Origin of the sequence: Hwangdonia sp. (assembly GCF_048381975.1) — a bacterium.
GTDB classification, from domain to species: domain Bacteria; phylum Bacteroidota; class Bacteroidia; order Flavobacteriales; family Flavobacteriaceae; genus Hwangdonia; species Hwangdonia seohaensis.
The window spans coordinates 197,568-210,643 of record NZ_JBLWYT010000003.1 but is presented as its reverse complement, the minus strand read 5'-3'; the positions used below and the strand labels follow the sequence as shown (position 1 = coordinate 210,643).

At 35.7% G+C, this 13,076-nt stretch carries 12 protein-coding genes; 6 read left to right on the top strand and 6 right to left on the bottom strand.

Annotated features, from left to right (window positions below; all coding sequences use genetic code 11):
• Nucleotides 1–14 precede the first annotated feature (14 nt).
• Nucleotides 15–1,025 carry a glycosyltransferase family 4 protein gene (locus ACN5J7_RS07105; protein WP_418603357.1) on the top strand — a complete coding sequence of 337 codons (1,011 nt, stop codon included), beginning with the start codon at nt 15–17 and terminating at the stop codon, nt 1,023–1,025.
• Between the two features lie 58 nt (nt 1,026–1,083).
• On the top strand, nt 1,084–2,475 hold the full coding sequence (locus tag ACN5J7_RS07100; RefSeq protein WP_418603356.1) for a sugar transferase: 1,392 nt from the start codon (nt 1,084–1,086) through the stop codon (nt 2,473–2,475).
• A 147-nt stretch (nt 2,476–2,622) separates the two neighbouring features.
• On the opposite strand, the gene ACN5J7_RS07095 is transcribed toward ACN5J7_RS07100, so the two are convergent.
• Both ACN5J7_RS07095 and ACN5J7_RS07090 read right to left on the bottom strand, forming a co-directional pair.
• Nucleotides 2,623–3,795 (bottom strand): DUF4105 domain-containing protein, encoded by a 1,173-nt coding sequence (locus tag ACN5J7_RS07095; protein WP_418603355.1) that lies wholly within the window; start codon nt 3,793–3,795, stop codon nt 2,623–2,625.
• A 58-nt stretch (nt 3,796–3,853) separates the two neighbouring features.
• Nucleotides 3,854–4,924, bottom strand: coding sequence for a PorV/PorQ family protein (locus tag ACN5J7_RS07090; RefSeq protein ID WP_418603354.1), 1,071 nt, complete (start codon nt 4,922–4,924; stop codon nt 3,854–3,856).
• A 128-nt stretch (nt 4,925–5,052) separates the two neighbouring features.
• Here ACN5J7_RS07090 and ACN5J7_RS07085 point away from each other — a divergent pair, with 128 nt between their 5' ends.
• The 3 genes from ACN5J7_RS07085 to ACN5J7_RS07075 are packed head-to-tail and all read left to right on the top strand — an operon-like array spanning nt 5,053 to nt 7,057.
• A complete protein-coding gene (locus tag ACN5J7_RS07085) occupies nt 5,053–5,802 on the top strand; it encodes a CDP-alcohol phosphatidyltransferase family protein (RefSeq protein WP_418603353.1) in 750 nt (249 codons plus the stop codon).
• A gap of 5 nt (nt 5,803–5,807) precedes the next feature.
• Entirely contained in the window at nt 5,808–6,689 is an 882-nt protein-coding gene (locus ACN5J7_RS07080; protein ID WP_418603352.1) for a DUF808 domain-containing protein, read from the top strand.
• A gap of 56 nt (nt 6,690–6,745) precedes the next feature.
• Complete coding sequence (locus tag ACN5J7_RS07075; RefSeq protein ID WP_418603351.1) at nt 6,746–7,057, top strand: GIY-YIG nuclease family protein; 312 nt, start codon at nt 6,746–6,748, stop codon at nt 7,055–7,057.
• A 275-nt stretch (nt 7,058–7,332) separates the two neighbouring features.
• Here ACN5J7_RS07075 and lptB read toward each other — a convergent pair whose 3' ends face one another.
• The 4 genes from lptB to ACN5J7_RS07055 all read right to left on the bottom strand — a co-directional run bounded on the left by lptB (nt 7,333) and on the right by ACN5J7_RS07055 (nt 10,263).
• Nucleotides 7,333–8,073, bottom strand: a complete 741-nt coding sequence (gene lptB, locus ACN5J7_RS07070) for an LPS export ABC transporter ATP-binding protein (RefSeq protein ID WP_311940242.1) — start codon at nt 8,071–8,073, stop codon at nt 7,333–7,335.
• A 105-nt stretch (nt 8,074–8,178) separates the two neighbouring features.
• On the bottom strand, nt 8,179–8,529 hold the full coding sequence (locus tag ACN5J7_RS07065) for a carboxymuconolactone decarboxylase family protein (protein ID WP_418603350.1): 351 nt from the start codon (nt 8,527–8,529) through the stop codon (nt 8,179–8,181).
• Complete coding sequence (gene tatC, locus ACN5J7_RS07060) at nt 8,522–9,346, bottom strand: twin-arginine translocase subunit TatC (protein WP_418603349.1); 825 nt, start codon at nt 9,344–9,346, stop codon at nt 8,522–8,524. Before tatC ends, ACN5J7_RS07065 begins: the two co-directional genes overlap by 8 nt.
• Nucleotides 9,346–10,263 carry a KpsF/GutQ family sugar-phosphate isomerase gene (locus tag ACN5J7_RS07055; protein ID WP_418603513.1) on the bottom strand — a complete coding sequence of 306 codons (918 nt, stop codon included), beginning with the start codon at nt 10,261–10,263 and terminating at the stop codon, nt 9,346–9,348. Before ACN5J7_RS07055 ends, tatC begins: the two co-directional genes overlap by 1 nt.
• A 254-nt stretch (nt 10,264–10,517) precedes the next feature.
• On the opposite strand from ACN5J7_RS07055, the gene recQ reads away from it, so the two are divergent.
• Nucleotides 10,518–12,722, top strand: coding sequence for a DNA helicase RecQ (recQ, locus tag ACN5J7_RS07050; protein ID WP_418603348.1), 2,205 nt, complete (start codon nt 10,518–10,520; stop codon nt 12,720–12,722).
• Nucleotides 12,723–13,076: the final 354 nt, after the last annotated feature.

Genomic DNA, 13,076 nt, shown 5'->3' with positions numbered 1-13,076 from the left:
TAAAACTTAAACGGATGAAAAACCTATTGTACATAGGAAACAAATTATCAAACAAGGGGAGAACGGTAACCTCTATTGAAACTTTGGGTAAATTGCTTGTAGATGAAGGTTTTACGGTAAATACAGCATCCAGCAAAACGAATAAAATTTTAAGGTTGTTAGATATGTTTTTTAGTGTTTTAAAACATAGGAAGCAAACTGATTATGTTTTGATAGATACATACAGCACTTCTAATTTTTATTATGCCTTTTTTATTAGCCAGTTGTGTCGATTTTTAAAAATAAAATACATCCCAATTTTAAGAGGTGGAAATTTACCTAACAGGTTAAAAACGCATCCAAAATTATCAAAAGCAGTATTTAATCACGCGTATAAAAACGTGGCGCCATCAAAGTATACACAATCTAATTTTGAAGCCTTGGGATTTTCAAATTTGGTTTGTATTCCCAATAGTATCGAAATAAAAAATTACTCGTTTAAGGCACGTTACTTTGATAAGGTGAAACTATTGTGGGTGCGTTCGTTTTCAAAAATTTATAATCCATTATTGGCCATAAAGGTTTTAAAAGCCTTAAAGGACGACCAGATCGATGCAGAGCTTTGTATGGTCGGTCCAGAAAATGATGGGAGTTTAGAAGAAGCAAAAAAATATGCTGAAACGCTTAATGTAAAAGTAACCTTTACTGGAAAATTAGAAAAAGAAGCATGGATTAACTTATCTAAAAGCTTCAATATTTTTATAAATACCACCGATTTAGACAATATGCCTGTAAGCGTTATTGAAGCCATGGCGTTGGGCTTACCTGTAGTTTCCACAAATGTAGGTGGTATGCCTTATTTAATAACCAATAACAAGTATGGTATATTGGTAAAACCCAATAATGTTGAAGCGTTTATAGAAGCCATAAAAAAAATTAAAAACCAACCAGAACAAACCGAATTAATGGCAGTTTCAGCCAAAAGTAAAGCAGAGGAATTGGACTGGAATACAGTTAAAAACCTATGGATTAAACTCTTAAAATAATTAGAGCATAATTAAATTTACTTACTATATTTATAGTCTCTCGATTTTCACTTAAAACATGTCAAAAAAAGGAATTCATTTTAATATTTCCGAACGTAAAGTTCTACTGCGAATATTCGATTTTATTTCTGTGCTTGGTGTGTTGTATTTTGTAAGCCATACATTCGATTTTGACTATTTTACCATTACCAAAGAAAACTGGACATGGGTTTTTGTATTAATGATTTATATATTGGTTTTTGGTACAATTTTCGAATTGTACGATTTACAAAAAGCGAGCAAGATAGAAACGGTGTCGGCTAATATTGTGTTAACGGTATCCATAACCGTTTTGTTCTATTTTTTAACACCATTTTTCACACCTGTATTACCGGTTAATCGATTGCAAATCCTATACTTTTATTTCGCAATTCTGTTTGCGCTTTTTGTTTGGAGACTGGCATACATAACTTTTGTGGTGTCGCCCAGGTTTTATAAAAAAGTACTTATAGTTGGCGAAACATCCAACATTCAGGCTATTGTTGAGGCTTTTAATGTTGCAGATCCGAATTATAAAATAGTGGGCTTTATTAATTGTGAAGCCAATAAAACCGATAAAATTAAATTTAAAGGAATTGTTGAGTACAGTCCCAAGCAAATTTATCAGGTTATTAAAGATGAAAACATATCCGAAGTCGTTATAGCCAGTTACAATTCCGAAACTATAACCCCAACCATTTACAAAGACCTTATTACTCTTTTAGAAGGCGGATTCCCCATAAATGAATACACACAGGTTTACGAGGATTTAACCCGTAGAATTCCCATACAGTTCATCGGAAAGGATTTTTACAAGTATTTTCCGTTTAGCCGAAGCAACCAAAATAAACTATATTTATTTTTTCATCGATTTTTTGATATACTGATAGCGGTAATGGGTGTTTTGGTCGGGATTATTTTATTGCCATTAATCCTTTTGGGAAATGCTATTGGCAATAGAGGAACGCTTTTTTATTCCCAAGAGCGCATTGGTAAACACGGAAACCTTTTTAGGATTATCAAATTCAGGACCATGATTAAAAATGCTGAAAAAGAAGGTGCGGTTTGGGCGAAGAAAAACGATGCCAGAATTACCAAATTCGGTAAATTTTTAAGACATTCAAGGTTAGATGAAATCCCACAATTTTGGAATATTTTAATGGGTGATATGAGTTTGATCGGCCCAAGGCCAGAACGTCCGTATTTTGTTAGAGAACTATCTCAATTACTTCCGTTTTACGAAACCCGCCATATCATTAAACCAGGGTTGACAGGTTGGGCGCAGGTAAAAACCAGATACGGCTCATCGGTTGATGATAGCCTTCTTAAACTTCAATACGATTTGTATTATATTAAACATCGAAGCTTTTTTCTGGACATGAATATTCTTGTAAAAACGCTAAGTACCGTGATATTTTTTAGAGGACAGTGATTTTGTGTTCAGTTTTCAGTCGCAGTATTCAGTTACAGTCTCAGCTTTTAGTATATCATTGTTTCGGTCAAAACTCCGTGCACCTCTGTGAATCTCAGTGAATCTCTGCGTAATAATTTGGTCTCGGTTTTCAGTCGCAGTTTTCAATCATTTAACATTAAAATACTTTATCAAATACACATATCTAATAAAAAGGGCGATTAAAAGCGGAATTAATCCAATGGCAAACACTTGTACGCCAATTAGCCAATGCAGGGTCATTAAACAAAGTAAAATGACTAATAGCTTTAAATATTTAACAAACCAATTGCTAGGTTTCTTTTTTAAGAGTTGCGGTATCACTAATAAATTTAGTGCAAAAGCCCAAAGTAAATTGTAGTTTTGGTGTGTTCCGGTGTGGTCGGTTGCAAACCAAAGCAATAGAATAAATACACCAACAATGCCTGTAATGCCGAACAAAACAACGTCCAGCCATGTGCTGCGTTTTTCATTTTTGCGGTCGCTGTAAGTGATATATAATATGAGTAATCCTACAAACCCAAAAACGAATAACGGACTGGTAAAAAACGACGTTGGTTTAACTCTGTTTTTTTGTTGAAAAAGTATTTTGCTTTCCTTTACCAACGGCTCGTTATTGGTTTTAATAGTTGCATTTTCAAAGAATTTATAAATAAACTCAGGTAAAAACATGTGCTGTTCGGGTGTTGCTTTTCTGTCGATTACCGAACCTAAAGCCACATCAATCCCCAAACTTCCCCAAGAATTTTTGTTGAGGTTATTATGAATTAAAGTTCTAAAAGTTTCATGTTTAAAGCCTTTGGGTTCGTTAAAAGTAATGTTGTCATTTAAAGCAATTTTGGTAACATCCTTAATTTTAGTCGCACAATTATCAAAAAAGAACTCATATAAATACTCCCTGTTTTCTGGCTTGTAGTTATTGACCAAAAAATTATAAAGCCTTTGTTTCTCCAGTTGCGAAAGATTTAAAACTTGTTCTTTAACCGTTCTATCTTGTCTAATGTAATAACTTAAAAGATCATAATAATCACTTTTTCCAAGCGAATAATTTAATTTGCCAGTTGCAAATTTTAAATAAAAATAAGGTGTCGAAAAATTAAAAAGACCATAATCATACGTTTTATCAAGATTTAGGGACTCATCTTTTATTCTAAAAGCGTTATGTCCAAAAGCGTCATTTAAAGAATTCCCGGGTCCAATAGTTAATACACTAATTTTGGCTTCGTTTGACAATTCAATTTGTTGCCCAAATGAAGTTTTAATACATAAAAGAAAACATAAAAGAAGTAGTGTTTTTTTCATTTAAAATTGTTTTTTTGGCTTTAGCATGATTTTATTTAACAAATACTTTTTAATGAGCTTATCTAAAAATACTTAAGTCGAGTTTTAATGAAAACACATTCGAGTATAAGGCTACACTCTGGTCGCCAATATCGGTAAACGCATAATCTATTTGAACGCCGTTATATTTAAAACCCACACCAAAACTGGGTTGAAAGCTCAATTGCTCGGTGTTATCTATTTGCATTTCGTTTTGAAAATTACCAACACCAGCACGTAAATAAACCATATCGACATAGCCAAACTCAAAGCCTATAGCTGGATTTATACTGGCGAATGATGATGAAATAACATCGTTGTTTTCCTCGAACCGAACATTTAAATTAACCGCTGTTAACAAGGTGTAGTCCACATTAAAATCGACTAATTTTGAAACTCCTATTTGTAGTTTCGGTATGGTGATTTCGGTAGTTTCTGGTAATTCTTGATTTTGGCCTGCAACCGCATTTTGTATTTTGGCAAACTCGTCCTCGTCAATGGCCCAAGCATTAAACGTGGTGGTGATATCGCGCGCCATAACACCAAATTTCCAATTGTTTTTGGTTTCAAACTGAATGCCAACATCAAAACCAAAACCCCAAGACGCCGCAAAATCGCCAATAACGCGTCTTATAATTTTCGCATTTACCCCATAATTTAAACCTTGAACCGGAAGTTTTCTGGCATACGAAAAGGTTAACCCGTAATCGGCAGTCGAAAACAAACTAATTCTGTCGTAATTAATATTGCCCTGTGCATCAATTAACTGTGTGGTATTTAAAATGTCATCAACCGCAAAACGAATTAGCGAAATGCCTACAGCACTTCTGTTATCAATAGGCATCGCAAAGGCCGCATAATCGTAATTGGCAATATTGGCAAAGTAACTGGAGTGCATCAAAGCGAGCTGACTGTCTTCAAGATTTAATAGCCCCGCAGGATTCCAATAACCGGAATTCACATCGTTGGTATGCGCCGTAACCGCGCTACTCATGCCCAAAGCTGCGGCATCAACGCCAATATTCATAAACTCGTTGGAGTATTTTCTAACGGTTTGAGCGCATAGGGTTAGTGTTAAAAAGCAAAATAATGTGGTTATGTAAGCCTTCAATCGCTATTTTTTTTACAAAGATGCATATAATTTATCACCTAATAAACTTGAAATAATAATAGATATTGTTTGATAGTTGTTTTTCACAACAATAGTTTGTTATTTTTACATCTCTAAAAATTAAATTTATGAAGCGATATATTCCGAATGCACTCACTCTTTTAAACCTGTTTTCAGGATGTATTGCCGTAATTTTTGCCGTTAACGATAATTTTGTTGCAGCGGCTTTGTTTGTTTTTCTCGGAATTTTCTTTGATTTTTTTGATGGTTTTGCAGCACGAAAATTAAACGTACAAAGCGAATTGGGCGTGCAATTGGACTCCTTGGCGGATATGGTTACCAGCGGATTGGTACCCGGAATTGTTATGTTTAAACTTATAGGGTTAACGCAACGTGTTTGGACAGATGATTTTTACGACCACGACAGTTACAATTCGCTTTTAGAAATATCGGGCGGAAGTTTTTTGCCGTTTTTAGGATTGGCAATTACATTGGCATCGGCTTATCGATTGGCAAAATTCAATATCGATACCGAACAACAAAGCTATTTTAAAGGATTACCAACACCGGCAAATGCTTTACTTATATTGTCGTTGCCGCTAATTATGGAATATCAGAATAGCGATTTAATAAACTCTATAATTTTAAATCAGTGGTTTTTAATGGGATTAACCGTTTTTAGTTGTTGGATATTAAATGCAAACACTAAACTCTTCGCCTTAAAATTTAAAGATTGGAGTTTTAAAAACAATGCCACACGCTACATTTTTATACTGCTCTGTGTGGTGCTGCTAATTATACTCCAGTTTGCAGCCATCCCAATTATTATAATACTTTATATTTCCATGTCTGTTTTAGACAACCTAACTTCAAAATAGCATATATGGCATCAGGGTTTTTTGCAATATTCGACGACATAGCGGCTTTAATGGACGATGTTGTGGTAATGAGTAAAATAAGTACAAAAAAAACAGCAGGTATTTTGGGCGACGACTTAGCGGTGAATGCCGAAAAAGCCACAGGGTTTGTTTCCTCAAGAGAGCTGCCCGTTTTATGGGCCATTACCAAAGGTTCTTTTTTAAATAAATTAATCATTTTACCCATTGCCTTTTTGCTCAGTGCTTTTGCGCCATGGGCGGTTACCTTGGCTTTAATATTGGGTGGTGTGTATTTAGCTTTTGAAGGCGCAGAAAAAATATACGGATTTTTTGTGCCCCACGAACACGATAAAGTTGAAACTAAACCTGAAAATCTTTCAAAAGAAGCTATTTTAAAAACTGAAAAAACCAAGATTAAATCGGCTATACTTACCGATTTTATTTTGTCGGTAGAAATTGTAATTATCGCTTTAGGCACGGTTTTGGGCAGACCTATTTTGTTTCAAATTATAGTGGTTTCCATTGTTGCCATTATTGCTACCGTTGGCGTTTATGGTATTGTAGCCCTTATTGTGAGAATGGACGATTTTGGTTATAAGCTTGTAAAAATGAGCAGCAAAGAAAAAAGTGTTTCAAAGTTTATCGGCAACTTTTTAATAAATGCATTGCCTGTTGTTATTAAAAGTTTAGCGGTAATTGGTACGATAGCTTTACTGTTGGTTTCAGGCGGTATTTTTGTCCATAATATTGAATTTTTGCATCACTTTTTAGAGGTTTTGCCGTCTATTTTAAGGGACTTTATTGTTGGGTTGTTGGTTGGCTTAATAGCGGTTTTTGTGGTTAAGGCTTTTAAGCGTGTTTTTAAAAGAAAGGTTGACAAAGAATAATACAGGCTCTGTCATTCCTGCGCAGGCAGGAATCCACTCGGATAACTAAAATTTCAATGCATAAAACCATTCATCAATATTATTTATACATTTTAACCAGTAAAACTTATGGCACGTTATACATTGGTGTTACAAACGATTTGGAACGCAGAATGTTTGAGCATAAAAACAAATTAGTCGAAGGGTTTACTAAAAAATACGGTTTATGTAAACTCTTGTATTTTGAAACCTATCAATTTGTAAATGATGCTATTAAAAGAGAAAAGAACATGAAAAAGTGGAAACGTCAATGGAAAATTGATTTGATTGAAAAAGATAACCCTAATTGGAAAGATTTGTCTAAAGATTGGAATTATTTAGTTGATTAGGGAATTTGTATAAAATTGGAATAACCTTAACTTTTAAGTGGATTCCTGCCTGTGCAGGAATGACAAACAAAAAAAGTAAAAGAATTAAGAAACAACAAAGTCACTTTAAAGTCTCATCAATCTAAATAATTTAGATTCACAAAAGCCATAAATATTTTTTTCAAAGTAAAATAATTATTGCTGTTTTAGTGGATTCCTGCCTGCGCAGGAATGACAAACAACTTGGGAACGACATACAAACTAACCAATAAAAATTACTAAATGACACGTAGTGTCTACTCACGGATTTTCTTTTTACGCAGCTCGAAGTTTTGGCCTAAATACACTTTGCGCACCATCTCGTCTTCGGCTAATTCTTCAGGTTTTCCGGCTTTTAAAATACCGCCTTCAAACATTAAATAGGTTCTATCGGTAATGGCCAGGGTTTCTTGTACGTTGTGGTCGGTAATTAAAATACCGATATTCTTTTTGGTAAGTTGGGCTACAATACGCTGAATATCTTCAACCGCCACGGGATCTACTCCGGCAAAAGGCTCGTCTAATAAAATAAAACTAGGGTCGGTTGCCAAAGCACGGGCAATTTCGGTACGTCTGCGCTCGCCACCCGATAATAAATCGCCGCGGCTTTTTCGAATATGGCCCAAACCAAACTCTTCAATTAACGATTCCATTTTATCGTGTTGCTGTTTTTTACTCAGTTTTGTAAGTTGCAACACGCTTAAAATATTATCTTCAATACTCAGTTTTCTAAACACCGAGGCTTCTTGCGCCAAATACCCAATACCGTTTTGCGCTCGTTTGTACATGGGATATTTGGTAATTTCGGTATCATCTAAAAAAATATGTCCGCCATTGGGTTTTATCAAACCCACAATCATGTAAAACGAGGTGGTTTTACCGGCACCATTTGGTCCCAGAAGTCCAACAATTTCACCTTGGTTTACCTCAAGTGAAACATCTTTTACAACTTTTCGTCCGCTGTAGGACTTCATTAAATTTTCGGCTCTTAAAATCATATCTTTAAATACTAAACGCTAAAAATAGTAAAATCATATAGGCTATTATAACGCAAGGTTCATTTTTATCTTATTGCTGTGCCCATCAGCGCAGCAATCAATAATCTATTGGTCTTTGGCTTCTAAAGCATCCCAAAATTCGTAAGCACGACGCAAATGCGGAATAACAATGGTGCCACCAATTAAATTCGCAATACTTAAAGTTTCAACAACCTGTGCTTTTGGTATGCCTTCTTTATAACAGGTTTCAAGATGGTATTTTACGCAATCGTCGCAACGTAAAACCATGGATGCCACCAAGCCTAAAAGCTCTTTTGTTTTAACATCTAAAGCGCCTTCCGCGAAAGCGTTAGTATCTAAATTAAAGATGCGCTTAATAACTTTGTTGTTATCGGCGAGAATTTTATCGTTCATTCTCTGGCGATATTCATTAAATTCGGTAACGATATCAGACATGCTTTTTTTCTTTTCTTTTTTGATTTCTAATAACGATTTTAGAAATATAAATACTTATTTGATATAAAACTATAATTGGAATGGCTACTATAACTTGACTTACAACATCTGGAGGCGTTATAATGGCTGAAAGTATAAGTACAACTACGAGGGCATATTTTCGATATTTCCTTAATATTTCGGGCGTAACCAAACCTATTTTAGTGAAAAAATAAATGATGATGGGCAGCTCGAAAATTAAACCCGAGGCTAATACGGAATTCCGCACTAAAGCAATGTATGAGCTTATATCAATTTGGTTATCTACGACTTTGGAAATGCTGTAATTCGCTAAAAAATTAATCGATAAAGGCGTTACAATGTAATACCCAAACAATACGCCAACAAAAAACAAGAGTGATGAAATGATGATAAAACCACGTGAATGTTTGCGTTCGTTTGAATGTAATCCCGGACTGATAAATTTCCATAATTGGTATATAACATAAGGAAACGATATGATAAAACCGCCTAAAATAGCGGTCCAAATATCTGCTGAAAACTGTCCGCCCATGGTTCGGTTTTGCAGTATCATGGGCATTTCCTCGGCGCAAAACGTAGTATCAACGCCTATGAAATTTGCTCCATTACATAAAAAACTATAGGTTGGAAAATCCATTTCCAAGGGTGCAAAAATTATCTCATCAAATATAAATCGGCTAAAAATAAAGACTAATGTAGCAACTATAATTACTGCTAAACAAATACGGATTAAATGCCAACGTAAATCTTCAAGATGGTCTAAAAAAGACATCTCATTAATATTCTTTTTCGCCATTATATAATGCCTTCTTTAATTAAATCGTGTAAATGTACCACACCTGCATAATTGCCATTGTCCTCAACAAGTAACTGAGAAATACCGTTGGTTTCCATAACTTCTAAAGCATCAACAGCCATGGCATCTACATTGATGTGTTTGGGGTTTGAGCTCATAATATCTTTGGCGGTTAAACCAGAAAAATCGTCCACTTTGGTTAACATTCTACGTAAATCGCCATCGGTAATGATACCAATAATTTTTCCATTTTCAACCACAGCGGCAACACCCAACATTTTTTCTGTAATTTCAATTATAATATTTTTAATGCTCGTATCTAACTGTACTTGTGGCTTTTCGTTTACGGAGGAGATATCGTGAACCCGTAAGTACAATTTCTTTCCTAAAGCACCACCGGGGTGATATTTGGCAAAATCGTTGCTCGAAAAACCTCGTAACTCCAATAAACAAACGGCAAGCGCATCGCCAATTACCAATTGTGCCGTTGTGCTTGTTGTTGGTGCCAAATTATTTGGGCAGGCTTCCTGTTCGACATAAGCGTTTAAAACAAAGTCTGCCTGTTGCCCTAAAAACGAATCTATATTACCGGTAATGGCAATCATTTTGTTTTTGGCACTTTTTATTAAAGGCACCAAAACTTTAATTTCGGGTGTGTTTCCGCTTTTCGAAATGCAAATGACCACATCGTCTTTAAGAATTAACCCTAAATCGCCATGTATGGCATCGGCGGCATGCATAAAAATGGCAGGCGTTCCGGTGGAGTTTAAGGTGGCTACAATTTTATTGGCTATAATGGCACTTTTGCCAATTCCTGTAATAATTACCCGTCCTTTGGAGTTGTAAATTAGTTTTACCGCATGGGCAAAATCATCGGTAATAAGAGAAACTAAGTTAGAAATGGCCTTACTTTCCATTTCAATAGTGTGTTTGGCAGTACCAATAATAGAAATTTCGTCTTTCAAAATTTATTATATTTTTTGGTTGAAGCTTTAAAGATTTTGTTATCTTTAAATGTTAATCAATATTGAATTTTTATTGTAAATTCGAATTGCGTTACAAAACTAACGAAAAAAACATGAGGGTTCTCTAAATACACTGCTAAATTAATGAATATCATACTTAGAAATGGTGTATTTTTTATCGCGTAAATTAATTTTTTATTTTATCAATGTTAACAGCAAAAAGTGACATTCATTCTGCATTAAAAAAGTATTTTGGATTTAACAAATTCAAAGGATTGCAGGAAGATGTAATTAAAAGTATTTTATCAGGAAACCATACGTTTGTAATTATGCCAACAGGGGGCGGAAAGTCGCTTTGTTACCAACTTCCAGCATTAATGCAAGAAGGCACAGCCATTGTGGTGTCTCCGTTAATAGCCCTGATGAAAAATCAGGTAGATGCCATTAGAGGCCTTTCAAATGAAGAAGGTGTGGCGCATGTATTAAATTCTTCATTAAATAAAACCGAGGTAAAGCGCGTTAAAGAAGATATTGTTAACGGCGTTACCAAACTGCTTTACGTGGCTCCGGAATCGTTAACAAAAGAGGAGAACGTAGAGTTTTTACGCTCTGTAAAAGTGTCTTTTATGGCTATTGACGAGGCCCATTGTATAAGCGAATGGGGGCACGATTTTAGGCCGGAATATAGAAATCTCCGCAATATAAAAGAACGTATTGGCGACGATATCCCCATAATTGGTTTAACCGCTACAGCAACGCCAAAGGTACAGGAAGATATTATAAAAAACTTAGGTATTGCCGGCGCTACAACGTTTAAAGCGTCATTTAACAGACCTAATTTATATTACGAGGTACGCCCAAAAACAAAAAACGTTGATGCCGATATTATTCGGTTTATTAAACAAAACGAAGGAAAATCCGGTATTGTTTATTGTTTAAGCCGAAAGCGTGTTGAAGAACTGGCACAGGTATTACAGGTAAACGGTATTAAAGCAGTGCCATACCATGCCGGTTTAGATGCGAAAACCAGATCGAGCCATCAAGATAAATTTTTAATGGAAGATGTAGATGTTGTTGTGGCCACAATTGCCTTTGGGATGGGTATCGATAAGCCCGATGTGCGCTTTGTAATCCATCACGATATTCCTAAGAGCATAGAAAGTTATTATCAAGAAACCGGTCGTGCGGGTCGCGATGGGGGCGAAGGCCATTGTTTGGCGTTTTACGCTTATAAAGACATAGAAAAGCTAGAGAAATTCATGTCTGGCAAACCCGTTGCCGAACAAGAAATTGGGCACGCTTTGTTGCAAGAAGTTGTCGCTTTCGCGGAAACATCCATATCGCGCAGAAAATTCATTTTACATTATTTTGGCGAGGAGTTTGACAATGAAACAGGAGAAGGTGGCGATATGGACGATAACGTACGTTACCCCAAAAAGCAAAAAGAAGCTAAAAACGATGTTAAGCTACTATTGGAAACCATTGATAAAACCAACGAAAAATACAAATCCAAGGATTTGGTAAATGTGCTCATCGGGAAAGAAAACGCTTTGATAAACTCGCATAAAACCAACGAACAAGACTTTTTTGGTAAAGGTAAAGCGCAAGACAACAAACATTGGATGGCCTTATTGCGGCAAGTATTGGTTTCGGGGTATCTTAAAAAGGATATTGAAACTTATGGCGTTATAAAGTTAACGGATTCCGGTAAGGCATTTATTAAAAAGCCAGTGTCGTTTATGATGACCGAAGACCATATTTTTGAAGGTGAACAAGAAGACGGCAGCATCATTACCGCCGAAAAAGGAGGTGGCGCCGTAGCCGATGATGTGTTAATGGGCATGCTTAAGGATTTGCGTAAAAAAAATGCAAAAAAACTGGGTGTTCCGCCGTTTGTTATTTTTCAAGATCCGTCGCTGGAAGACATGGCTTTAAAATATCCCATTACCATGTCCGAGCTTAGTAACGTGCACGGTGTTGGCGATGGAAAAGCAAAAAAATACGGTAAAGATTTTATCGACCTTATTTCAAAATATGTCGAGGAAAACGACATTACCCGTCCAGACGATTTGGTGGTAAAATCTACGGGCAGCAACTCTGCAAATAAGCTGTATATCATTCAAAATGTAGACCGAAAATTACCTTTGGATGATATTGCGTCGTCTAAAAAAATGTCTATGGAAGATTTTATAAAAGAAATGGAAGCCATAGTATATTCTGGCACCAAGCTGAATATAAATTATTGGATTGATGAGATTCTGGACGAAGACCAACAAGAGGAAATCCACGAGTATTTTATGGAATCTGATTCTGATAGTATCGATGATGCCATTGAGGAATTTGATGGCGATTATGACGATGAGGAATTGCGTTTATACCGTATAAAATTCATTAGCGAAGTGGCTAATTAGTTTTCAGTCTTGGTCTCAGTCCCAGCATTCAGTTGTGGGCAGTCCGTTTCCACTTTGCGTTTTTGCGCCTTTCCGCAACTTCTTTCTTTTAATATAATTTGGGCGTTACCCGCCTTAGGTCGGGGTCGGGCTTTCACTACTCAATCTTTTTAAAGCGTCATAGTGAGGACGAAGATAGCCTGCACTGAGCGCAGTCGAAGTGTGGCAATTTGTTAAATTATAGTTCTTTTCAAACTAACGATCATCTTTACTTGGATGTTTCTAAATTTAACAAATACAAACCTAATAGAAAGTCTGTGAGGATTTTCGTGCGTCGGCTAGAACTAGCATTAAATTATATGTGTTGTACGCAGT

Coding starts and splice junctions, on each gene's coding strand:
- ACN5J7_RS07105 (WP_418603357.1), top strand. CDS start 15: ATGAAAAACCTATTGTACATAGGAAACAAATTATCAAACAAGGGGAGA.
- ACN5J7_RS07100 (WP_418603356.1), top strand. CDS start 1,084: ATGTCAAAAAAAGGAATTCATTTTAATATTTCCGAACGTAAAGTTCTA.
- ACN5J7_RS07095 (WP_418603355.1), bottom strand. CDS start 3,795: ATGAAAAAAACACTACTTCTTTTATGTTTTCTTTTATGTATTAAAACT.
- ACN5J7_RS07085 (WP_418603353.1), top strand. CDS start 5,053: ATGAAGCGATATATTCCGAATGCACTCACTCTTTTAAACCTGTTTTCA.
- ACN5J7_RS07080 (WP_418603352.1), top strand. CDS start 5,808: ATGGCATCAGGGTTTTTTGCAATATTCGACGACATAGCGGCTTTAATG.
- ACN5J7_RS07075 (WP_418603351.1), top strand. CDS start 6,746: ATGCATAAAACCATTCATCAATATTATTTATACATTTTAACCAGTAAA.
- lptB (WP_311940242.1), bottom strand. CDS start 8,073: ATGATTTTAAGAGCCGAAAATTTAATGAAGTCCTACAGCGGACGAAAA.
- ACN5J7_RS07065 (WP_418603350.1), bottom strand. CDS start 8,529: ATGTCTGATATCGTTACCGAATTTAATGAATATCGCCAGAGAATGAAC.
- tatC (WP_418603349.1), bottom strand. CDS start 9,346: ATGGCGAAAAAGAATATTAATGAGATGTCTTTTTTAGACCATCTTGAA.
- ACN5J7_RS07055 (WP_418603513.1), bottom strand. CDS start 10,263: ATGGAAAGTAAGGCCATTTCTAACTTAGTTTCTCTTATTACCGATGAT.
- recQ (WP_418603348.1), top strand. CDS start 10,518: ATGTTAACAGCAAAAAGTGACATTCATTCTGCATTAAAAAAGTATTTT.